The sequence below is a fragment of the Yersinia proxima genome, assembly GCF_902170785.1.
GTDB classification, from domain to species: Bacteria; Pseudomonadota; Gammaproteobacteria; order Enterobacterales; family Enterobacteriaceae; genus Yersinia; species Yersinia proxima.
Genome location: NZ_CABHYG010000017.1, coordinates 472,386 through 494,784 on the forward strand (window position 1 = coordinate 472,386; position 22,399 = coordinate 494,784).

The following is a 22,399-nucleotide window of genomic DNA, read 5'->3' on the forward strand; positions in this document are numbered from 1 at the left end:
CAGGCATTCACGGTAGGGTATGCGACAACCTATCTAAGGGTATGAAGTTATAATATGAACAGCAAGATGCAGCTAAAACGTGTAGCAGAAGCCAAATTACCGACCCCTTGGGGTGATTTCCTGATGGTCGGTTTTGAAGAGTTAGCCACCGGTCATGACCATTTGGCATTAATTTTTGGTGATATTAGCACCGATGAACCGGTGCTCTCCCGTGTTCACTCTGAGTGTCTGACGGGTGATGCCCTCTTTAGCTTGCGTTGCGATTGTGGTTTCCAGCTAGAAGCTGCACTGGCACATATTGCCGAAGAAGGCCGAGGTGTACTGATTTATCATCGTCAGGAAGGCCGCAATATTGGTTTACTGAATAAAATCCGCGCTTATGCTTTGCAAGACTTAGGTGCCGACACCGTTGAAGCTAATCATCAACTCGGTTTCGCTGCCGATGAACGCGACTTCACGCTATGTTCTGATATGTATAAGTTATTGGGTGTCAAAGCCGTGCGCTTGTTGACCAATAACCCGAAGAAGGTCGAAATTCTCTCCGAGGCTGGGATCAATATCGTCGAACGCGTTCCGCTGATTGTCGGGCAGAATCCTAAGAACGAGCACTATATGGCGACCAAAGCCGCCAAGATGGGCCATTTGTTGACCAAATAATGGCCTGGCCCTTCAGATTGCTGACAACGTCAAATGAAGGGGAATCGTGCCGTTGGGGGCGCAGCGACGTAAGTCGCCGAAGTGCCCCCAGGCGCGGTAACCCCTTCACTCACTAAATCGTGATGCTGTCACGTAACTATCAATTTATTACAACATTTTGCGGATCACATAATGCAGGATGCCGCCATTTTCGAAATAAACCAATTCATTGCCTGTATCAATACGACAGCGGGTATCAACCTTTTGTTGCCGTCCATCTACATAAGTGATGGTGACAGGGACTGTTTGCCCCGGTGCCAGACTTTGTAACCCACTGACACTAATAGATTCATCACCGGTCAGGCCTAACGTTTTACGATTGATACCTTGTGGAAATTCCAGCGGCAGAATTCCCATTCCGATTAAATTAGAGCGGTGAATACGCTCAAATGATTCCGCGATAACAACACGCACTCCCAGCAACCTAGGCCCCTTCGCTGCCCAGTCGCGGCTAGAGCCTGAACCATATTCCTTACCGGCAATCACTGCCAGCGGCACATTCTCTTGCTGATAACGCATTGCTGCATCATAGATAGCCATTTGATTTTGAGATGGAATATGGCGAGTGATCCCCCCCTCAACACCGGGCACCATTTCATTGCGAATACGAATATTGGCAAAGGTTCCGCGCATCATCACTTCATGATTACCGCGACGAGAACCGTAGGAGTTAAACTCTTTAATTTCCACGCCGCGATCACGCAGATAACGACCCGCCGGGCTGTCCAGTTTGATATTACCCGCCGGAGAAATGTGGTCGGTGGTAACAGAGTCGGCCAAAATAGCCAGAATACGCGCGTGATGGATATCCTGCACCGGTTCCGGTAATGCTTTCATATCACTGAAGAATGGGGGCAAACGGATGTAAGTGGAATCACTCTGCCAATCGTAGGTTGGTGTGCTATCGACTTGAATGCCCTGCCACTCTTCATCACCATCAAACACCGCAGAATACTCTTTGCGGAACATATCCGTTTTCACTTCTTCAACCGCTTTGGCGATCTCAAGGCCGGTCGGCCAGATATCTTTCAGATAGACCGTATTGCCTTGAGGATCGTTGCCCAACGGATCTTGCGTCAAATTGACATTCATATTGCCAGCCAAAGCATAAGCAACCACCAGCGGTGGTGAGGCCAGCCAGTTGGTTTTGACCAAAGGATGAATACGCCCTTCAAAGTTGCGGTTGCCAGACAGGACAGCACCTACGGTTAAATCTCCCTCTTTGATGGCTTTTTCTATTGGTTCTGGTAATGGGCCAGAGTTACCTATACATGTGGTGCAACCATAGCCCACCAGATTAAAGCCCAAACGATCCAGATAAGGCGTTAAACCGGCTGACTTAAGATATTCAGTGACGACTTTCGAACCGGGAGCTAATGACGTTTTCACCCAGGGCTTGGTTTTAAGCCCTTTTTCTGCGGCTTTTTTGGCCAGTAAGCCAGCCGCCATCAATACGCTGGGGTTGGATGTATTTGTACAAGAAGTAATGGCCGCAATGACCACAGCGCCATGTTCCAACTCGTGAGTTTTGCCATCCTGGGTGAAGGACACATGACTCACTTTATCTTTTTTGCTATTAACTTCCAGTTCTTCAAAAGCATTAAACGCCAAAGGGACTTTTGGCAACGCAACTCTGTCTTGCGGGCGTTTTGGCCCCGCCAGACTGGACTCAACAGTGCTCAGATCAAGTGATAACTGACTGGTGAACACCGGCTCATCTCCCGTATGACGCCATAATCCCTGAGCTTTACTATATGTTTCCACCAGTGCTATCTGTTCATCACTACGGCCACTTAAACGCATATAAGCCAGAGTGACATCATCGACCGGGAAGAAACCGCAGGTAGCACCATATTCCGGTGCCATATTGGCAATAGTAGCGCGATCCGCCAGGGGCAAATCCGCCAGACCATCACCGTAAAACTCGACAAACTTACCCACCACACCATGTTTTCTCAGCATCTGAGTAACGGTCAGCACTAAGTCAGTAGCGGTGATCCCTTCCCGCATCTTGCTGGTCATTTTGAAACCGACGACATCAGGGATAAGCATGGATACCGGTTGACCCAACATCGCAGCTTCTGCTTCAATACCGCCCACGCCCCAGCCCAGAATCCCCAGACCATTAATCATGGTGGTGTGAGAGTCGGTTCCTACCAGGGTATCCGGATAAGCCACCTCTTTATCGCCCTGTTGTTCATGCCAGACGGTTTGCCCCAGATACTCCAGATTCACCTGATGACAAATCCCGGTGCCCGGCGGCACCACGCGAAAACGGCTAAAGGCTTTTTGCCCCCAACGCAGGAAGATATAGCGCTCGTGATTACGTTCCATTTCCAAACGGACATTTTCACCAAATGCCGCTTTATAACCAAACTCATCAACAGTGACCGAGTGGTCTATCACCAAATCAACCGGTGATAACGGGTTAACCTGCGCCACATCACCGCCAAGGCGTTGTACCGCTTCGCGCATTGCGGCCAAATCTACCACCGCCGGGACACCAGTAAAATCTTGCATTAAGACCCGGGCGGGTCGATAAGCGATTTCTTTATCAGCATGGCCGGTCTGTTGCCACGCCACAATGGCTTTAAGGTCATCCTCCTGAACCTGCTCACCGTCCAGATGGCGTAGCAAGTTTTCTAACAACACTTTCAGTGATTTAGGTAATCGGTCGATATCCCCCAGCACTGCCGCCAATTGCGGCAGGCTGTAATAGTGATATTCGTGATTGAGGGCGACCAACCTGGCCATACTCGTTTTTCGCAAATCCAACGACATAGCGCCTCCATTATTTCTTATCGTGTTCTAAGCCACATTCATCATCACAAGGCTATTCCCTTGAAATTATGAGGTCTGTATTAAATATAACACAAAGAAACGTTAACATTTTAGCAACAATGGCACTTACTGGCAGCGATAGGTAGAAACGATGTTAAGGGATAATATTTTAAATATTTAGTCAGTATTACGGTGATCACTGCGGCTATTTCAGTCTCAGATAAGTTAATAAATCAGCATTATTAAATAATGATATTATGAGTATTCTCCTGCCCTAACCTGCAGCCCCATTCAGATAGGTATTATTGATTCCTACACTCGGTGATGGGTAACATATTTAATCCATAAAGAAATTTACTATCGTATATAAAATTAGAATTAATAATAAATTATCGGAAATCCTTTTAATTCTCTTTTGAATTCCCACTAAATATTTTTTTTAAGGTAAACCCATAAATTAAGATTTTAAACTATTTTTCATGACATTTAATTTGAATGGAAACCTGTTTATTTATACAGTTAGTGAGATGTAATGTTACTGATCTATTAAAATGCGACATCAAATACGACCTATAAATTAATTGAGATTAAATAATGTCAAAAAATACCAAGAAAACATCAGCCTCGGTAGCTTCACTCGCTGCACAAATCCTGAAAGATCCTACTGCTTCTGCTATCGAAAAAAGTCTCGCGGGTTCAGCCCTCTCTCAGACGAATACTGATAATCAAACCGGTGCATATATGGAAGATGTGGCAGCACAAGTATTGGCAGAACCAAAATCCAGCAAGCTGGCCAAAACATTGGCAGGTTCTGTACTCGCACAAGCGAACAAGAAGCGCTAATTATACAAAAAGCCCCGGCAAAGGGGCTTCAGACTGCTGAAAAAGTCAAATAAAGAGACAGAGTGCCGTTGAGGTTGCTCTGAGTTCCAAATACAAGTAAGTAAATCATCGGTGCCCTAGGTACGGTAACCCTTTCACTCACTAAGCTATTAATCGCTTTGTTATCAACTCAGCCCCAAATATTCTTTAATTAAAAAATCATTTCGTCGGCAGTTTAATATCTTTAAACATTGCTTCGATATCTTCATTGGAGCGTAGCGCGACCGCTTTATCTACTACATCGCGCGTCAAATGAGGCGCAAAACGTAAAATAAAGTCATACATATAACTGCGCAGGAAGGTACTGCGGCGAAAACCAATTTTAGTGGTGCTATAAGTGAAGATATCACGCGCATCCACTGTCACCAGATCAGGGTCTTGAATCGGATCAACCGCCATGCTGGCAATAACCCCGACACCCAGCCCTAATCTCACATACGTTTTAATCACATCCGCATCGGTGGCGGTAAAGACAATACGTGGAGTCAAACCTGCACGATTAAACGCAGTATCCAGTTCAGAGCGGCCGGTAAACCCAAAAGTGTAGGTCACAATAGGATAAGCGGCTAATTCTTCAATGCTGACATGGGCTTTCCCTGCTAATGGGTGATCGGGCTTCACTACCACCGCCCGATTCCAGTGATAGCACGGCAACATAATCAGGTCGTCATATAAATGCAGCGCTTCTGTCGCAATAGCAAAGTCAGCACTGCCCTTGGACACTGCTTCCGCTATTTGCGTCGGTGAGCCTTGATGCATATGCAGCGACACGCGAGGGTAGCGCTCAATAAAGCCCTTAATCACATTCGGCAATGCATAGCGCGCTTGCGTATGGGTCGTCGCCACATACAAAGACCCTTTATCGGGATAAGTATGTTCGCCGGCAACCGCTTTAATGGCATCAACTTTTGATAAGACTTCACGGGCAATACGGATGATTTCCAACCCTGCGGGGGTCACCTGCGTGAGATGTTTACCACTGCGGGCAAAAATTTGGATACCCAGCTCATCTTCCAACATGCGAACCTGTTTACTGATCCCAGGTTGCGAGGTGTATAGGCCTTCAGCGGTGGACGATACGTTAAGGTTATGATTGACCACCTCAACAATATAACGGAGCTGCTGCAATTTCATAGCTATACCATCCTAGGTTAAACACTGTGGAGACCCACAGCTTGGTATATCGGAATCACCCGGTATCCCGAGAAGTTATTAACTGAAACCCATAACTGCATGATGCTAAAGTGGTCAGTATTGACCTTATAATAACATTAAGTGATAAAAAAATATTTTATATAACTACTATATCATTTCATTCGCAACTGTATATACCCATATTATCGTCGCGTTATCTCGTGCTCATCGAAAGCGGACGCCAATATGCATACCAGTGCCGATACTGGTTTAAGATAGAGAATATTAGCTTAAAAAAATCGCATTTTTCAGCCCAGACAAGCTGCATTAACAATTAAAAACTTCAACAGTTTCACCATGACTATAAAGCACTCGGATAGATTAGCCCAATAAAAAACCAGCCCGAAGGCTGGTTTAAACTGGTTTCTTAATGACCTATCCCAGTAACTCGCTATTTTTTAGCTTCGACCCATTTGCCATCAATATAGAAAGCAGACCAGCCGGTCGCTTTGCCCTCTTTCTCTGAGGAGACATACTGCTGTTTGGTTTTGCGGCTAAAGCGAACCAGAGTCTTATTACCTTCTTTATCCGTCACTGGCGCATCGGCCAGATAACGTAATTTTTCCGGTAAACGATCCTTAAAGCGAACCAGTTCCTCAACTAATGGTGCACGAGTTTCGCGCGATTTCGGGAACGTATTGGCCGCCAGGAAGACACCAGCAGCGCCATCGCGTAACACGAAATAAGCATCTGACTTTTCACAAGGCAGTTCTGGCAAAGGTACTGGATCTTCTTTCGGCGGTGCAACTTCACCACTGCGCAAGATTTTACGAGTATTTTTGCACTCATCATTGGTACAACCCATGTATTTACCAAAACGCCCCATTTTCAGATGCATTTCAGAACCACATTTCTCGCACTCAACAATCGGGCCTTCATACCCTTTAATACGGAACTCACCTTCTTCAATCTCATAACCATCACATGCAGGGTTATTACCACAAACATGTAATTTACGTTGGTTATCAATCAGGTAACTATCCATTGCCGTGCCACACTTCTGACAGCGACGTTTGGCGCGTAATGCGTTAGTTTCTGCATCATCGCCTTCCAGAATATTAAGAACCTCAGCTTCTGGCACCAGATTAATGGTGGTTTTGCAGCGCTCTTTCGGCGGCAATGCATAACCTGAACAACCGAGGAAGACCCCAGTACTGGCAGTCCGAATCCCCATCTGACGACCACAGGTTGGGCAATCGATGCTGGTCATGACCATTTGATTCGGGCGCATACCGCCCTCTTCAGGATCTTTTTCAGCTTTCTCAAGCTGTTCACTGAACTCGGCAAAGAAGCCGTCAAGCACAGCCTTCCACTCAGCCTGATCATTGGCAACCTGATCCAGACCACTTTCCATGCGCGCGGTAAAGTCGTAATTCATCAACTCGCGGAAGTTTTCTTCCAGACGGTCGGTGACGATCTCACCCATTTTCTCAGCATAGAAACGGCGGTTTTCTACCCGGACATAACCGCGGTCCTGAATGGTTGAGATAATCGACGCATAGGTAGACGGGCGGCCAATGCCCCGTTTTTCCAGCTCTTTTACCAATGACGCTTCGCTGTAACGCGCAGGCGGTTTGGTGAAGTGCTGGCTTGGGATCAATTTTTGTAAATCCAGTTCACTACCCACTTCAATCACTGGCAAGGTTCTGTCTTCATCGCCTTTGCGCAATGCTGGCATCACCTTGGTCCAACCATCGAAGCGTAAGGTTCGGCCTTTGGCACGCAGTTGGAAATCGCCAGCCTGTACTGTCAGCGTGGTGGAATCATACTTAGCTGGCGTCATCTGGCAGGCCACAAATTGACGCCAAATCAGCTGATACAACTTCTGGGCGTCAGCTTCCATATCTTTTAGCTGCTCAGCCAGCACATTCACATCAGACGGACGAATGGCTTCATGCGCTTCTTGTGAATTTTCTTTGCTGCTGTATTGATTCGGTGCAGATGGCAAGTATTTGTCGCCAAAGTTATCACCAATATAACCGCGCACCATGGTCAGAGCATCCTGACTTAAGTTGGTGGAGTCAGTACGCATATAGGTGATATGCCCTGCTTCATACAAGCGCTGCGCCATCATCATGGTTTTCTTCACACCAAAGCTCAGGCGGGTACTGGCAGCCTGCTGCAAGGTAGAAGTGATAAACGGTGCCCCGGGCTTGCTACTGGTCGGTTTATCTTCGCGATCCAGCACTTTATAGCGGGCGTTTTCCAGCAGTTTAAGCGCGGCGTGGGTCTGCTCACGATTGACGGGTTTAAACGGCTTATTGTGAGCATGGGTGACTTCCATCTGAATAGGAACTTCACCTTTTGCCAGCAAATCGGCATGCAATTCCCAGTATTCTTCAGGAACAAACGCTTTAATATCTCGCTCACGTTCAACCACCAAACGTACCGCGACTGACTGTACACGCCCTGCAGACAGGCCACGCGCAATCTTTTTCCACAACAGTGGCGAAACCATATAACCCACAACCCGGTCCATAAAGCGACGAGCTTGTTGGGCATTCACCCGGTTGATATTCAATTCACCCGGTTGATTAAATGCCTGTTGGATAGCATTCTTCGTGATTTCGTTAAACACCACTCGACTAAAACGCTTATCGTCCCCCCCAATCACTTCACGCAAATGCCAGGCAATTGCCTCTCCTTCGCGGTCAAGGTCGGTTGCGAGATAGATATGATCAGCGTTTTCGGCTAATGCTTTTAGCTCGGCAACTACTTTCTCTTTGCCGGGCAAAATTTCATACTGCGCTTTCCAGCCATGATAAGGATCGACACCCATGCGATTAACTAACGCAACCTTTTCGTCTTTCTTTACTTTAGTTTTGGGCTTGTCGGCTTTCTTGGCTTTATCTTCTGTTGGGGTAGCGCTCTTCTTACTGGCTGAGCCACTGGTCGGTAAATCACGAATGTGACCGACGCTGGACTTAACCACGTAGTTATTCCCTAAGTATTTATTAATAGTTTTGGCTTTTGCCGGGGACTCAACTATTACGAGAGCTTTGCCCATAATTACCTTTACCTAAATTATTTCTTCTAAAAGAAGGTTTTTATCTTGCCGTACCGCGGCATTCTGAATCTCTTTTTTATATTGCGGTACTTTTTCAGGAGATCAACCTGTTTTTTTGATCGGAGCCATAAATGTACCTTCCGAAGTCCGGTTGACTATCCCGCAAAATCTTTGCTTGCGCCCAATACAACAGCAGTGAATTCTGCCCCATGGCGTCAACAAAACCTTCCACCTAATAGTATAAAATCCCACACTGTACCTGATAAAAAGCGTCACGCAACCTAATTAGTTAGGAATCTGAATTTATCCAATTGCGGTGACAAAACCACCAATGGCTCGAATAAACATTAGTCGGTTTGCGAACAAATGCTAACCCGCAGTAGAATAGGTAAGAGAAATTACCTTGTTCTGAGGAAATATGATTGTTGTGAGGAGATATAATGTTTGGAAACACAGCACCTATTGAGCGTAATAAATTATTGGCAGAAGCCAACGAGATTATTCGTCAACATGAAGATTATCTACACGGAATGAAAGCGACTGAAGTTGAGCAAAAAGGGGCTGTTTTGGTATTTCGCGGGGAATTCTTCCTTGATGAAGAAGGCTTACCTACAGCAAAAACCACCGCCGTATTTAATATGTTTAAACATCTCGCACACGTTTTATCGGCTAAATATCATTTAATCGATTAATAGCAGATAACACCTTTTACTGCTTCTTCCTTTAGCCGCTAAACCAAAAATAACAGGGGGCTTAGCCCCCTGTGTTTATCTCGCCGAATTCATTTCACTTTGGGTTATAACAGTGGTTTTTCACCACGCTGCCACCAACGTAATAATAGACGGTCAGCGCTTTCCGCCGCACTACCTGTAAAGCGATCCATCAGACGTTTACGACGGGAATAACGCACACCGATAACTTCATGATTATCCATCTCAGCTATCAGTAAGTCATCGCTAGTACCAATGGCATCCACCAGCCCTTTCTCTTTGGCTTGGGTGCCAAACCAGTGTTCGCCAGTGGCAACAGCATCGATATCCAAAGACGGCCGTTGTTGATGGACAAATTGCTTGAATAGCAGATGTGTTTCGTTAAGGTCTTCGCGGAATTTTTCGCGACCTTGCTCGGTATTTTCGCCAAACAAAGTAAGGGTTCGCTTAAATTCACCTGCGGTATGCAGTTCTACGTCAATATCGTTCTTTTTAAGTAAACGATGGAAGTTGGGTATTTGGGCCACAACACCAATAGAACCAATAATAGCAAAAGGTGCACTAATGATACGGTCTGCCACACAAGCCATCATGTACCCGCCACTGGCTGCGACTTTATCCACAGCAACAGTCAGACGTATACCTTTATGACGCAAACGTTCCAATTGCGACGCCGCCAAACCATAGCCGTGAACCACACCACCTGGACTTTCCAGGCGAAGTAGCACTTCATCTTGTGCCGTTGCCACCGCCAGTACCGCAGAAATCTCTTCGCGTAATGAAGTCACTTCATGGGCATCAATACTACCTTTAAAGTCAATGACATACAGACAAGGTTTTACTGCTGCTACCGCACCAGATTTGGCGCGCTGTTTCTTCAGTTTTTCGTCAGCTTTCTGCTGCTTTTTGAATTCTTTGCTCCAGGCTTTTTGCTCCGCATGACTCATGCGCGCCAGGCGCATTTCACGCTGCATTTCCTTATACTGCTCACCCAAATCAACCAGCTTGAGTTCTCCCCGTTGCCCTTGTTTCCTCATTCCCTGGCTGACAACCAACAATACAACAGCTCCAATTGCGACCACAATGGTCACCACTTTAGCGAGAAACAGTCCGTACAGAGAAAATAACTCCACAAATACCGCCTTTATTCATCTGCTATTAAAGAGATACCTGCATTCTAGCGAACCCGTAGGCCGCCGTCTTGCGCAAATGAAGAATTGCATTGGTTTCGCTTAAATATAAGAATGTAGGAATTAGCGCGGCATATAAGAGTATCTTTTCCGCCGTCAGTAAGAGGAATAATTATGCATTACCAACCTAAACATGATCTGCTCGATAATCGCACTATTCTAGTGACAGGTGCCGGTGATGGCATTGGTCGCGAAGCGGCTTTGACTTATGCACGTTTTGGTGCTCGGCTGATTCTTGTTGGTCGTACGATGCACAAACTTATTGCAGTACAACAACAGATTGCCGATGCTGGCGGTCTGCCCGCGATGGTTTGGCAACTGGATCTGCTGCATGTAACAAGAGAAGATTGCCAACAATTGGCGGATACTCTCAGTCAGCAAATTTCGCACCTGGACGGCCTTTTGCATAATGCCGGTTTATTGGGTGAAATTGTGCCGATGGCAGAGCAAGACATTATCGTCTGGCAAGAGGTGATGCAAGTGAATGTCAATGCAACTTTTATGCTAACTCAAGCATTGTTGCCATTATTGCTGAAGTCACCAAGTGCTTCTTTGGTCTTTACCAGTTCCAGTGTTGGCCGCCAGGGGCGCTCCGGATGGGGCGCTTATGCTGTGTCAAAATTTGCCACCGAAGGCATGATGCAGGTGCTTGCTGAAGAATATAAGCAGAGTAATTTACGGGTTAATTGTATCAACCCAGGAGGCACGCGGACTCAGATGCGTGCGAGTGCCTTCCCCGATGAAGATGCCAACAAGTTAAAAACACCAGCCGATATTATGCCGCTATATCTCTATCTGATGGGCGATGATAGCCGCAGAAAGACCGGTATCAGCTTCGATGCACAACCCGGCCGTAAGCCCGGCCCCGCCGAATAAAGGAATGTTTTCATGACTGAAGAACGCCACCAGCAACGCCAACAAAAAATAAAAGAAAAGGTTGAGTCTCGGGTTGCAGCCGCACAAGAAATTCGCGGCATCTTGATTGTCTTCACCGGCAATGGCAAAGGTAAAACCACGGCTGCATTTGGTACTGTAACTCGTGCTGTTGGCCATGGACTGAAAGCGGGAGTGATACAATTCATTAAAGGTGAATGGCCGAACGGCGAGAAAAATCTGTTGCAACAACATGGTGTTGAGTTTCAGGTGATGGCAACCGGTTTTACCTGGAATACGCAAAATAGGGAAACAGACACCGCCGCCTGTCAGGGGGTTTGGCAACATGCGCAGCGTATGTTAGCTGATCCAACCTTAGATTTAGTGGTGCTAGATGAACTGACTTATATGGTCGCTTATGACTATTTATCACTGGACGAAGTCGTCAATGCGTTGAAACAGCGCCCTGCTCATCAAACCGTGATAATTACTGGCCGTGGTTGCCATCGGGATCTGTTGGAAATGGCAGATACTGTCAGCGAATTACGCCCGGTTAAACATGCTTTTGATGCCGGTATTAAGGCACAACAAGGTATTGACTGGTAATTTTCAGCCATCTTTGACCAATAAAATGCCGCGAGGCAAAGCCTGCGGCATCAGTGTCTTCTATATAAAGGTATATCTGAAGAAGGGAAAATGTCACTGCCTGGAGTCAATGGGAAGAAAATAATTTCTTCCCATAAATAACTTATCCGCGCTTATTAGATCCACGACGCCCGGTAGCGGCTGCCGGAGCTGCGTTACCTACGTTTTGGCGGGTAGAACCTTTACGGGCTGAGCCTTGACGTCCAGCAACCTGGCGGCCAGCAACTTCAGTATGGCGTTTAACCGCACGACGAATTTGATTAGCTTTGACCCGACGTCGGTCTTTCTCAACTGGCAATTTGCTGACAGTTTCAGAATCCAACTCCACGAGTTCACGCAAGTAATTGGTCGCTTTCAGATCTAATTCAGTCCAACCGCCACGAGGTAAACCTTTTGGCAGATTGATATCACCATAACGAACACGAATCAGACGGCTAACCTGTACACCGACAGCTTCCCACAAGCGGCGAACTTCGCGGTTGCGCCCTTCGGTTAACGTGACGTTATACCACTGGTTAATCCCTTCCCCGCCCTGGAAACTAATGGTGCGGAATGCCGCTGGACCATCTTCCAGTTGAACACCGCGGCTCAGTTGTTTGATTTTTTCGTCATCGATTTGACCAAACACACGCACTGCATATTCGCGTTCAACTTCACGGCTAGGGTGCATTAAGCGGTTAGCCAATTCACCATCAGTGGTGAACAACAATAGGCCTGAGGTATTGACGTCCAGGCGACCTACTGCAACCCAACGCGAACCGCGCAATTTAGGCAAGCGGTCAAATACCGTTGGGCGGCCTTCAGGGTCATTGCGGGTACAGAGTTCGCCTTCCGGCTTGTAATACGCCAGCACACGGCACACCGCTTCTTCAGATTCTTTAATCGAAAGAAGATGGCCGTCCAGACGAATTTTAGTAGCCTGAGTCACCTCAACACGATCACCCAGCTTTGATATTTTACCATCAACGCTGACACGACCCTGTTGAATGATGGCTTCGATTTCCCGACGAGAGCCATGACCTGCTCGTGCCAAGATTTTCTGTAATTTTTCACCCACAACTTTTGTTTTTTCATCCACAATTTTATCGCCCTGTGGTTTAGGGCTTTGTGGCTTTGAGTTTGGTAACTTTTGGTCTTCTGACTTCTCGCTCATTGAGCAACCTCTAATGTCGCCTTCACAGGCGTCGTGTTATATATTGTAATCAATAAGTTAAGCTCACAATCAAGCAGAACTCACTGATTGTAATACATTTTAGAACACAGCGTGGCGCGCAGAAAGTGACGCAAACGCTTCAACACGCTGGTTCGTGACCGGACATATTACACTATTTTCACAGTCAGGGACTCAAAAAGACTCGGATGTCACTAACAATGGCTTATCGCCCGTTCCACTTAGCGGAATGGCGTTGCATCCCCTGCACCTTCGCGGATAACTTCCGGTGAAGAATCAGTCAGGTCAATAACCGTAGTTGGCTGTTGGCCCAGCGAACCGCCGTGAATAATTAAGTCCACTTGCTTGCCCAAGTGCTCTTTGATCTCTTCCGGGTCCGACTCCGCAAAATCATTACCAGGCAGCATCAATGTGGTCGACATCAGCGGCTCGCCTAATACGTCCAGTAACGCCAGCGCAATAGGATTGGACGGCACACGCAAGCCAATTGTTTTGCGTTTGTCATTCATCAAACGCCGCGGCACTTCTTTTGTCGCTTTCAATATAAAGGTGTAGTTGCCGGGAGTGTTGTTCTTGATAAGCCGAAACGCCGAGTTATCAACATAGGCGTAAGTTGACAGCTCCGATAAATCACGACAAACCAAGGTAAAGTTATGGTTACCATCCAACTGGCGAATACGACAAATACGTTCCATTGCAGCTTTATCTTCTAAGCGGCAGCCAAGGGCATAACCCGAATCTGTCGGATAAACAACCACCCCTCCCTTACGTAAAACATCCACACTTTGGTTGATTAACCGTGGCTGAGGGTTTTCTGGGTGAATATAGAAAAATTGACTCATGACTCTACCTAATCATTAAATGTATGAATTAGCTGGACTGACTCTCTATCGGCCAATCACGCCATACCGGTTCCACCCCAGCGGGCAGCCACAATTTGCGGCCCAACTCAATCCAGGAACAAGGTTGATGGAAATCAGACCCCTGGGATGCAAGTAAATTATAGTCACGCGCATACTGAGCAAGTTGTGCCCGCTCAAAGGGAGCCTGCTGGCACTGGGCAACTTCCATGGCATCACCACCATGCTCAGCGAAATGTGCTAATAACCGCTTCAGCCATTTCGCCGTTAAATCATAACGCCCAGGGTGCGCCAGCACAGCTTGTCCGCCTGATTGCTGAATAGCATCAATAGCTTGTTCTATTGTACACCATTGAGCGGGAACATAACCGGTCTTGCCTTTAGCCAAATACTTTTTGAAAACCTGGCCGACGTTACTGGCTAGCCCTAACTCCACCAGATAACGGGCAAAATGGCCTCGCGTCACCTGGCCGCCTTCTGCCAACCGATTAGCCCCTTCCCAGGCATCAGGAATACGCGCTTTCGCCAACCGGGCACTGATTTCTTGCGCCCGGCTATAACGATGTTCGGACTGTTGGCTTAATAACTGGCAGATGCTGGGGTGTTGGATATCCATGCCCAATCCCACAATATGGATTTCATGGTTTTCCCATAATGTGGAAATCTCGACACCGGGAATAAGCCGGATTGGCAGTTGCTGCTGCTCAATAGTCGCGGCGGCTTCTGCTAGCCCTGCGGTGGTATCGTGATCGGTAATCGCCAACACACCTACGCGCATTTGCGCCGCCCTGATCACCAACGCCGCGGGGCTCAGTGAGCCGTCCGATGCGGTGGTATGACTATGTAAGTCATAGAGAGTAAAGGCCGTTGATGTAACAACATCAGTTAAATCAGCCGTATTAGGTGAGGTGGCGTTATCAGACAAAACGGGTTTAGTAGACAAAATAAAAGTCCGGAAAAAGCGTGGCTAACTATCATACTCGCTAATGTGACATTAACGTTAATCAATCTTATTTGGCATCCAACTCATTCTGGCAAATGTCACAGGCAAAAGTGTTTATGAAAAACAATTATTCAGGGGTTGACATTTATCCCGCGAACCAGTTAACTAGTACACAAGTTCACGAGATACCAAGATGCGGCTCAGGAACACCGGGCAACACCCGTTTATTAAGTAAAACAATGAAAGCAATCATAGAGAGTGACTGATAATGAAAACTTCCCTGATTTCCTTACTGCGTTGGTGGCACATCTCCCTCTCTCGGGCGGTGTAATCGCGCATATCAGTCATCAGACAGTGCAGATTGCTTCAGCCCGCTAATAGCGGGCTTTTTTATGGACAGATTTCGGCGTATACCTTTTTTCAGGAACAATAAACAATGCAAACCTCGCGCCCCACTTTACAGTTACTGACCACCACGGCGTGTTACCGTGATGACCCAACCGCACTGTTTCATCAGCTCTGCGGCGCGCGGCCTGCAACATTGCTGCTGGAGTCAGCGGAAGTGACCAGCAAGCAGAACCTGAAAAGTCTGCTCATTATCGATAGTGCGCTGCGTATTACAGCACTAGAGCAGAAAGTCACAATTGAAGCACTGACACGCAATGGTGCGGCTTTATTACCATTGCTGGACGCAGCCTTGCCAGCGCAAGTTGAGATTCAAGTCCGTCCTAATGGCCGTGAATTAACATTCCCCGTGATTACTGATGTGCAAGATGAAGACTCCCGCTTACAGGCGTTATCCGTTTTCGATGCTTTGCGTCTGTTGCTGAAACTGGTCGATGCCCCGCAGACAGAGCGAGAAGCGATGTTTTTGGGTGGTTTGTTTGCCTACGACTTGGTCGCCGGTTTTGAAAACTTGCCGCAGTTACGCCAAGACCAACGTTGTCCGGACTTCTGCTTCTATTTAGCTGAAACCTTGTTGGTGTTAGATCATCAACACCGCTCAACAACATTACAAGCCAGCCTGTTCACCCCGGATAATAGCGAGCACCAGCGCTTGACGGCTCGGTTAGAACAGCTAGCCCACCAATTGCAACAAGCGCCACAGGCCATTCCTGCCAAGTCAGTACCAGAGATGACGTTACAGTGTAACCAATCAGATGCAGAATACGGTGCCGTTGTCAGCGAGTTACAGCAGGCAATCCGCGAGGGTGAGATTTTCCAGGTCGTCCCTTCTCGCCGGTTCTCACTGCCTTGCCCGTCGCCACTGGCGGCGTATCAAACACTGAAAGACAGCAATCCAAGCCCGTATATGTTTTTCATGCAGGATAACGAATTCTCTTTGTTCGGTGCCTCACCTGAAAGCGCACTGAAATATGATGCGACCAATCGTCAAATTGAAATTTACCCGATTGCCGGGACTCGCCCACGCGGCCGCCGCGCTAATGGAGAACTGGACCGCGATTTGGACAGTCGCATTGAACTGGAAATGCGTACCGACCATAAAGAATTGGCGGAACACTTGATGCTGGTGGATTTGGCCCGTAATGACCTGGCGCGTATCTGTGAACCGGGTAGCCGTTATGTGGCTGATTTAACCAAAGTCGACCGTTATTCCTTTGTGATGCATCTGGTTTCTCGCGTAGTGGGCACCTTGCGCCACGATTTGGATGTGCTGCATGCCTATCAGGCCTGCATGAACATGGGGACATTAAGCGGTGCACCAAAAGTTCGGGCGATGCAATTAATCGCCGCCAGTGAGGGCGCGCGTCGCGGCAGTTACGGCGGTGCTGTCGGCTATTTTACCGCTCATGGTGATTTGGATACCTGCATTGTTATTCGCTCGGCTTATGTCGAGGACGGTATCGCCACAGTACAAGCCGGTGCCGGTGTGGTGCTGGATTCAATTCCACAGTCGGAAGCCGATGAAACCCGCAATAAAGCCCGCGCGGTGTTACGCGCTATCGCCACCGCACACCACGCCAGGGAGGTGTTCTAATGGAAAATAATCTAATGGCCGACATCTTGCTGCTCGATAATATCGATTCCTTTACCTACAACCTGGTTGATCAACTGCGCTCCAGTGGCCATCGCGTAGTGATATACCGCAACCAAATTGCGGCTGACACCATTATTGAGCGTTTGCAACAACTTGAAAAACCAGTGTTGATGCTATCACCCGGCCCCGGCACCCCAGCGCAGGCAGGCTGTATGCCTGAGTTGTTGCAGCGTTTACGCGGCCAGCTACCGATTATCGGCATTTGCCTCGGCCACCAAGCCATTGTCGAAGCCTATGGCGGCCATGTTGGTCAGGCTGGCGAAATATTACATGGTAAGGCTTCTGCCATTGAACACGACGGACACGGCATGTTTGCAGGAATGCCTAATCCTTTACCGGTTGCCCGCTACCACTCATTGGTCGGCAGTAATATCCCAACAGAACTCACTGTTAACGCCCGTTTTGGCGAGATGGTCATGGCGGTTCGTCATGATGCCCATCGGGTTTGTGGCTACCAATTCCACCCAGAATCGATTTTAACCACCCAGGGTGCTCGTTTGCTGGAGCAAACCTTAGACTGGGCGCTATCCCCTTCGCGCGTATAACCGCAAGAGTGTTAGCTGTGACTCCAGGCTATTTTGGGATGAAAATTTAAGGAATTGATGATGCACAATCTATTACCAAAAGAATTGTTATTAGAAAAACTGTTTCGGGCCGAGTCGATGACTCAGGCAGAAAGCCAACTGCTATTTGCCGCGATTGTCCGGGGTGAACTGGAAGCCAGCCAATTGGCTGCGGCATTAATCAGCATGAAAGTGCGCGGCGAAACCCCTGCCGAGATTGCCGGCGCAGCACAAGCCTTATTAGCTGATGCTCAACCCTTCCCGCGCCCCGATTACTTGTTTGCCGATATTGTCGGCACCGGTGGCGACGGCACCAACAGCATTAACATTTCCACGGCCAGCGCGTTTGTTGCCGCCAGTTGTGGCGTGAAAGTGGCCAAACACGGTAATCGCAGTGTGTCCAGCCGTTCCGGTTCGTCAGACTTGTTGGCCGCCTTTGGCATTCGTCTGGACATGAGCGCCGAGCAGTCACGCCTGGCATTGGATGAGTTAGGTGTTTGTTTCCTGTTTGCGCCGCAGTATCACACCGGTTTTCGCCATGCGATGCCCGTGCGCCAACAACTCAAAACCCGTACTTTGTTTAATGTGTTAGGGCCATTGATTAACCCTGCCCGCCCACCATTGGCGCTGATTGGTGTTTATAGCCCTGAATTGGTGTTGCCGATTGCTGAAACGCTTAAAGTGCTGGGTTATCAGCGCGCGGCGGTGGTGCATGGCGGCGGCATGGACGAAGTGGCGATTCATGCGCCAACTCAGGTCGCGGAGCTGAATAACGGCAGTATCGAAAGCTACGAATTAGCACCGGAAGATTTTGGCTTAAACCGCTTCGAACTTGGCTCGCTACAGGGCGGCGCACCTGAAGAAAATCGTGACATTTTAGCACGGTTGTTACAAGGTAAGGGTGAGGCAGCGCATGCCGCAGCAGTCGCGGCTAATGTCGCATTATTGCTGAAATTGCATGGGCAGGAAAACCTGCGCCATAACGCACAACAAGCATTGGAAATGATTCACAGCGGTCAGCCTTTTGAACGTGTTACCGCTCTGGCAGCAAGAGGATAAATCATGCAGGAAACCGTACTTCACCAAATAGTGCGCGATAAGGAAATCTGGGTTGCCGCGCGGAAATTACAACAGCCTCTGGCCAGTTTCCAAAATGACATTACCTTGAGTCAGCGCGACTTTTATCAGGCGCTACAGGGCAATAACACGGTGTTTATTCTGGAGTGCAAGAAAGCATCGCCGTCCAAAGGCGTTATTCGCGATAATTTTAATCCAGCAGAGATTGCTGCTGTTTATAAGAATTATGCCTCGGCTATCTCGGTACTGACGGATGAAAAATACTTCCAGGGCAATTTTGACTTTTTGCCACAAGTCAGCGCGGCGGTAACTCAACCGGTATTGTGTAAAGATTTTATTATTGATGCCTACCAAATTCAGCTGGCGCGTTTTTATCAGGCTGACGCTATTTTGCTGATGCTATCTGTGCTTGATGATGAGACTTACCGCCAACTGGCCGCCGTGGCTCATAGTCTGAACATGGGGGTATTAACCGAGGCAAGCAATGCCGAGGAGCTGGATCGCGCGATTGCATTAGAGGCAAAAGTCGTTGGTATCAATAACCGTGACTTACGTGATTTGTCTATCGACCTTAATCGCACCCGCGAGCTGGCACCGCGCCTGCCCAAGGGCGTGACGGTTATCAGCGAATCAGGTATCAATAACTACCGGCAGGTGCGCGAACTCAGCCATTTTGCCAACGGGTTCCTCATTGGCAGCGCATTGATGTCTGAGACAGACCTGAATGCTGCGGTGCGCCGCGTGCTATTGGGTGAAAATAAGGTATGCGGTCTGACCCGCGCCCAAGATGCCGCTGCCGCTTACCAGGCCGGAGCAGTCTATGGTGGTTTGATTTTCGTCGGTAACTCACCACGCTATGTGGATATTGCGCAAGCCCGCACCGTTATCAGTGGCGCGCCGCTGAAGTATGTTGGCGTCTTCCGTGATGCAAAAGTCGAAACCATACAACAAACTGCTGAACGGCTGTCGTTAAGCGCCGTGCAATTACATGGGCATGAAGATCAAAGCTATATCAACCAACTGCGTGAAGTATTGCCTGCCAGTTGCCAGATTTGGAAAGCACTGAGTGTCACTGACGCAGTGCCAGCTCGTCACTTACAGCATGTCGAACGCTATGTTTTGGATAATGGCAACGGCGGCACCGGCCAGAGTTTTGACTGGTCATTATTAACCGGTCAACCATTGGATAATGTCCTGCTGGCGGGGGGGCTTGGGGCTGATAACTGTAGTGCTGCGGCCCAACTGGGTTGCGCTGGTTTGGATCTCAATTCCGGTGTCGAAAGCGCCCCCGGAGTGAAAGATCCCCAAAAGATTGCCGCCGTATTCCAAACATTACGCACCTATTAAATCATAAACACATTTGAGTTAACCCTATACCCAATAGATTTCAAGATGCAGGAAGGCGGCAAGCAAGATAATCCCGATGAGTCTATTTATTTTAAGGTCAACGACCAGTAAGTGATTCGGGTTAGCGAGTGCAGCCAACACACCTGCAGTTTGAAAGATGACGGGTATATAAAGGACAGAAAAATGACCACATTGAATCCTTACTTTGGCGAGTTCGGGGGAATGTATGTCCCCCAGATTCTGATGCCAGCATTGAAGCAACTGGAAGAGGCTTTTGTCAGTGCTCAACTGGATCCTGAGTTTCAGGCAGAATTTCAGGATTTGTTAAAAAACTATGCCGGGCGTCCAACCGCCCTAACCCTGTGTCAAAATCTGACCAAGGGGACTAACACCAAGCTATATCTGAAACGTGAAGACCTGTTACACGGTGGCGCGCACAAGACCAATCAGGTTTTAGGTCAGGCTTTACTAGCCAAACGCATGGGTAAAACAGAAATAATTGCTGAAACTGGTGCGGGTCAACATGGTGTGGCTTCAGCATTAGCCTGTGCCTTACTGGGCTTAAAATGTCGCATCTATATGGGTGCCAAAGACATTGAGCGCCAGTCGCCAAACGTTTTCCGTATGCGCCTGATGGGGGCTGAAGTTATCCCGGTTCACAGCGGTTCATCAACGCTGAAAGATGCGTGTAATGAAGCCCTGCGTGACTGGTCTGGCAGCTACGAAACCGCCCACTATATGCTTGGAACTGCCGCAGGCCCACACCCTTACCCCACTATTGTGCGTGAATTCCAGCGTATGATTGGCGAAGAAACTAAAGCGCAACTGTTGGCCAGAGAAGGCCGCCTGCCCGATGCGGTGCTGGCATGCATCGGCGGTGGTTCTAACGCCATTGGCATGTTTGCTGACTTTATCGATGAGCCGGGTGTAGGGCTGATTGGCGTGGAACCGGCTGGGTTGGGTATCGAAACCGGTCAACATGGTGCTCCACTGAAACATGGCAAAGTTGGCATCTACTTCGGTATGAAATCACCGATGATGCAAACCAGTGATGGTCAAATTGAAGAATCTTACTCAATTTCTGCCGGTTTAGACTTCCCATCTGTCGGGCCACAACATGCTTATTTGAATAGCATCGGGCGCGCTGATTATGTGTCAGTGACTGATGACGAAGCACTGGATGCGTTTAAAGCGCTGTCATGCAAAGAAGGGATTATCCCGGCGTTGGAGTCTTCTCATGCATTGGCCCATGCCCTGAAAATGATTAAAGCAGAGCCGGAAAAAGAACAGATACTGGTGGTGAATCTGTCCGGGCGCGGTGACAAAGATATTTTCACCGTTCACGATATTCTGAAAGCGCGGGGAGAAATTTAATGGAGCGTTATCAACAACTTTTCAAACAGTTGGCTGCCAAAAAAGAAGGCGCATTTGTTCCTTTCGTACAACTCGGCGACCCAACACCGGCTCTCTCCTTAGAAATTATCGACACCTTGATTGCCGCAGGTGCAGATGCATTGGAATTGGGCATCCCCTTCTCTGATCCATTGGCTGATGGCCCGACAATTCAAAACGCCGCGCTACGTGCTTTCGCCGCTGGGGTTACCCCTGGCATCTGTTTTGAGATGCTGGCAGAAATCCGTAAAAAGCACCCAACTATTCCCATTGGGCTGCTGATGTATGCAAATCTGGTATTCCATAACGGGATTGATACTTTCTATCAGCGCTGCGCTGATGTCGGTGTCGACTCGGTGCTGATTGCTGATGTGCCGTTTGAAGAGTCACTGCCGTTCCGCACTGCGGCCTTGCGCCACGGAATTGCGCCAATCTTTATCTGCCCGCCTAATGCCGATGATGATTTATTGCGAGAAATTGCCTCTCATGGTCGTGGCTATACCTACCTACTCTCTCGTGCGGGTGTGACGGGGGCTGAGAATCACGGACAGCTGCCATTGAATCATTTGATAGATAAACTGCGTGAATACAATGCAGCTCCGGCTCTACAAGGTTTTGGTATCTCAGAGCCTGAGCAGGTAAAAATCAGTCTGGCGGCAGGGGCAGCTGGTGCCATTTCAGGCTCTGCTATTGTAAAAATCATTGAAAACAATGTCTCACAGCCCGCAGAGATGCTCGCACAATTGGCTAACTTCGTGACCAATATGAAAGCAGCCACCCGCAGCTAGTTTCCCCAGAGCGCCTGATGACACATCAGATTCAGGCGCTATCTTCCTTATATTCAATGCCTTTCTCACCGTCTATCTGCTGAAAATTTGAATTAAAACCATTCATAACTAATACTAATAATGTGTAACACACTAAGCATTTATTTACATTTAGGATGCTGTGGGTGTCACCGCGCCTTGAGTGAAATATGCGTTAATAGCACGTTGAACTATTGCCCTAT

The 22,399-nt window shown here is 48.1% G+C and carries 19 protein-coding genes and 1 other annotated feature; of the genes, 12 read left to right on the plus strand and 7 right to left on the minus strand.

Annotation, left to right across the window (positions count from 1 at the left end):
• Positions 1-66 precede the first annotated feature (66 nt).
• On the plus strand, positions 67-657 hold the full coding sequence (gene ribA, locus FTB31_RS18390; protein WP_050075620.1) for a GTP cyclohydrolase II: 591 nt from the start codon (positions 67-69) through the stop codon (positions 655-657).
• 147 nt (positions 658-804) lie between these two features.
• On the opposite strand, the gene acnA is transcribed toward ribA, so the two are convergent.
• Positions 805-3,477 (minus strand): aconitate hydratase AcnA, encoded by a 2,673-nt coding sequence (gene acnA / locus FTB31_RS18395; RefSeq protein WP_227731684.1) that lies wholly within the window; start codon positions 3,475-3,477, stop codon positions 805-807.
• A gap of 594 nt (positions 3,478-4,071) precedes the next feature.
• On the opposite strand from acnA, the gene FTB31_RS18400 reads away from it, so the two are divergent.
• The gene (locus FTB31_RS18400; RefSeq protein WP_050075578.1) at positions 4,072-4,320 is read left to right on the plus strand and encodes a hypothetical protein; all 249 of its coding nucleotides are present in this window, start codon (positions 4,072-4,074) and stop codon (positions 4,318-4,320) included.
• Positions 4,321-4,518: 198 nt separating this feature from the next.
• On the opposite strand, the gene cysB is transcribed toward FTB31_RS18400, so the two are convergent.
• Together cysB and topA are read right to left on the minus strand one after the other, a co-directional pair.
• Positions 4,519-5,493 (minus strand): HTH-type transcriptional regulator CysB, encoded by a 975-nt coding sequence (gene cysB / locus FTB31_RS18405; protein ID WP_005165856.1) that lies wholly within the window; start codon positions 5,491-5,493, stop codon positions 4,519-4,521.
• A 451-nt stretch (positions 5,494-5,944) separates the two neighbouring features.
• Entirely contained in the window at positions 5,945-8,560 is a 2,616-nt protein-coding gene (gene topA / locus FTB31_RS18410) for a type I DNA topoisomerase (protein ID WP_077174760.1), read from the minus strand.
• Positions 8,561-9,000: 440 nt separating this feature from the next.
• Between topA and FTB31_RS18415 the strand changes: the two genes are divergently transcribed.
• Positions 9,001-9,252: a YciN family protein gene (locus tag FTB31_RS18415; RefSeq protein ID WP_050075576.1), complete on the plus strand. Its 252-nt coding sequence runs from the start codon at positions 9,001-9,003 to the stop codon at positions 9,250-9,252.
• 104 nt (positions 9,253-9,356) lie between these two features.
• On the opposite strand, the gene sohB is transcribed toward FTB31_RS18415, so the two are convergent.
• Positions 9,357-10,403: a protease SohB gene (gene sohB / locus FTB31_RS18420; RefSeq protein WP_077174761.1), complete on the minus strand. Its 1,047-nt coding sequence runs from the start codon at positions 10,401-10,403 to the stop codon at positions 9,357-9,359.
• A 171-nt stretch (positions 10,404-10,574) separates the two neighbouring features.
• On the opposite strand from sohB, the gene FTB31_RS18425 reads away from it, so the two are divergent.
• Positions 10,575-11,336, plus strand: coding sequence for a YciK family oxidoreductase (locus tag FTB31_RS18425; protein ID WP_077174762.1), 762 nt, complete (start codon positions 10,575-10,577; stop codon positions 11,334-11,336).
• Between the two features lie 12 nt (positions 11,337-11,348).
• Positions 11,349-11,939, plus strand: a complete 591-nt coding sequence (gene cobO / locus FTB31_RS18430) for a cob(I)yrinic acid a,c-diamide adenosyltransferase (RefSeq protein WP_050075573.1) — start codon at positions 11,349-11,351, stop codon at positions 11,937-11,939.
• Positions 11,940-12,081: 142 nt separating this feature from the next.
• Here the strand turns inward: cobO and rluB are convergent, their stop codons facing one another.
• The 3 genes from rluB to rnm form a co-directional block, all read right to left on the minus strand.
• Positions 12,082-13,131, minus strand: coding sequence for a 23S rRNA pseudouridine(2605) synthase RluB (rluB, locus tag FTB31_RS18435; RefSeq protein WP_050075572.1), 1,050 nt, complete (start codon positions 13,129-13,131; stop codon positions 12,082-12,084).
• Between the two features lie 239 nt (positions 13,132-13,370).
• Positions 13,371-13,991, minus strand: coding sequence for an L-threonylcarbamoyladenylate synthase (locus FTB31_RS18440; RefSeq protein WP_038633141.1), 621 nt, complete (start codon positions 13,989-13,991; stop codon positions 13,371-13,373).
• A gap of 28 nt (positions 13,992-14,019) precedes the next feature.
• The gene (rnm, locus tag FTB31_RS18445) at positions 14,020-14,934 is read right to left on the minus strand and encodes an RNase RNM (RefSeq protein ID WP_139343683.1); all 915 of its coding nucleotides are present in this window, start codon (positions 14,932-14,934) and stop codon (positions 14,020-14,022) included.
• A gap of 286 nt (positions 14,935-15,220) precedes the next feature.
• Here rnm and trpL point away from each other — a divergent pair, with 286 nt between their 5' ends.
• The 7 genes from trpL to trpA all read left to right on the plus strand — a co-directional run bounded on the left by trpL (position 15,221) and on the right by trpA (position 22,178).
• Positions 15,221-15,283 carry a trp operon leader peptide gene (gene trpL / locus FTB31_RS18450; RefSeq protein WP_061512357.1) on the plus strand — a complete coding sequence of 21 codons (63 nt, stop codon included), beginning with the start codon at positions 15,221-15,223 and terminating at the stop codon, positions 15,281-15,283.
• Positions 15,245-15,346, plus strand: a sequence feature (Trp leader region). Its footprint overlaps the gene before it by 39 nt.
• A gap of 42 nt (positions 15,347-15,388) precedes the next feature.
• Complete coding sequence (locus FTB31_RS18455; RefSeq protein ID WP_050075570.1) at positions 15,389-16,951, plus strand: anthranilate synthase component 1; 1,563 nt, start codon at positions 15,389-15,391, stop codon at positions 16,949-16,951.
• A gap of 14 nt (positions 16,952-16,965) precedes the next feature.
• Positions 16,966-17,556 (plus strand): glutamine amidotransferase-related protein, encoded by a 591-nt coding sequence (locus tag FTB31_RS18460; RefSeq protein WP_050075619.1) that lies wholly within the window; start codon positions 16,966-16,968, stop codon positions 17,554-17,556.
• 60 nt (positions 17,557-17,616) lie between these two features.
• Positions 17,617-18,633: an anthranilate phosphoribosyltransferase gene (gene trpD, locus FTB31_RS18465; RefSeq protein ID WP_019079502.1), complete on the plus strand. Its 1,017-nt coding sequence runs from the start codon at positions 17,617-17,619 to the stop codon at positions 18,631-18,633.
• A 3-nt stretch (positions 18,634-18,636) separates the two neighbouring features.
• Positions 18,637-19,998, plus strand: coding sequence for a bifunctional indole-3-glycerol-phosphate synthase TrpC/phosphoribosylanthranilate isomerase TrpF (trpCF, locus tag FTB31_RS18470; protein ID WP_050075568.1), 1,362 nt, complete (start codon positions 18,637-18,639; stop codon positions 19,996-19,998).
• Between the two features lie 183 nt (positions 19,999-20,181).
• The gene (gene trpB / locus FTB31_RS18475; RefSeq protein WP_050075567.1) at positions 20,182-21,372 is read left to right on the plus strand and encodes a tryptophan synthase subunit beta; all 1,191 of its coding nucleotides are present in this window, start codon (positions 20,182-20,184) and stop codon (positions 21,370-21,372) included.
• A complete protein-coding gene (gene trpA / locus FTB31_RS18480) occupies positions 21,372-22,178 on the plus strand; it encodes a tryptophan synthase subunit alpha (protein ID WP_019079505.1) in 807 nt (268 codons plus the stop codon). The genes trpB and trpA overlap by 1 nt, the downstream gene beginning before the upstream one ends.
• Positions 22,179-22,399 lie beyond the last annotated feature (221 nt).

Excerpts from the sequence above, each read along its gene's own strand:
- FTB31_RS18425 (WP_077174762.1), top strand. The coding sequence starts at position 10,575 with ATGCATTACCAACCTAAACATGATCTGCTCGATAATCGCACTATTCTA.
- acnA (WP_227731684.1), bottom strand. The coding sequence starts at position 3,477 with ATGTCGTTGGATTTGCGAAAAACGAGTATGGCCAGGTTGGTCGCCCTC.
- cobO (WP_050075573.1), top strand. The coding sequence starts at position 11,349 with ATGACTGAAGAACGCCACCAGCAACGCCAACAAAAAATAAAAGAAAAG.
- trpA (WP_019079505.1), top strand. The coding sequence starts at position 21,372 with ATGGAGCGTTATCAACAACTTTTCAAACAGTTGGCTGCCAAAAAAGAA.
- trpD (WP_019079502.1), top strand. The coding sequence starts at position 17,617 with ATGCACAATCTATTACCAAAAGAATTGTTATTAGAAAAACTGTTTCGG.
- FTB31_RS18400 (WP_050075578.1), top strand. The coding sequence starts at position 4,072 with ATGTCAAAAAATACCAAGAAAACATCAGCCTCGGTAGCTTCACTCGCT.
- rluB (WP_050075572.1), bottom strand. The coding sequence starts at position 13,131 with ATGAGCGAGAAGTCAGAAGACCAAAAGTTACCAAACTCAAAGCCACAA.
- FTB31_RS18460 (WP_050075619.1), top strand. The coding sequence starts at position 16,966 with ATGGCCGACATCTTGCTGCTCGATAATATCGATTCCTTTACCTACAAC.
- FTB31_RS18415 (WP_050075576.1), top strand. The coding sequence starts at position 9,001 with ATGTTTGGAAACACAGCACCTATTGAGCGTAATAAATTATTGGCAGAA.
- FTB31_RS18440 (WP_038633141.1), bottom strand. The coding sequence starts at position 13,991 with ATGAGTCAATTTTTCTATATTCACCCAGAAAACCCTCAGCCACGGTTA.
- FTB31_RS18455 (WP_050075570.1), top strand. The coding sequence starts at position 15,389 with ATGCAAACCTCGCGCCCCACTTTACAGTTACTGACCACCACGGCGTGT.
- ribA (WP_050075620.1), top strand. The coding sequence starts at position 67 with ATGCAGCTAAAACGTGTAGCAGAAGCCAAATTACCGACCCCTTGGGGT.
- trpCF (WP_050075568.1), top strand. The coding sequence starts at position 18,637 with ATGCAGGAAACCGTACTTCACCAAATAGTGCGCGATAAGGAAATCTGG.
- trpB (WP_050075567.1), top strand. The coding sequence starts at position 20,182 with ATGACCACATTGAATCCTTACTTTGGCGAGTTCGGGGGAATGTATGTC.
- cysB (WP_005165856.1), bottom strand. The coding sequence starts at position 5,493 with ATGAAATTGCAGCAGCTCCGTTATATTGTTGAGGTGGTCAATCATAAC.
- topA (WP_077174760.1), bottom strand. The coding sequence starts at position 8,560 with ATGGGCAAAGCTCTCGTAATAGTTGAGTCCCCGGCAAAAGCCAAAACT.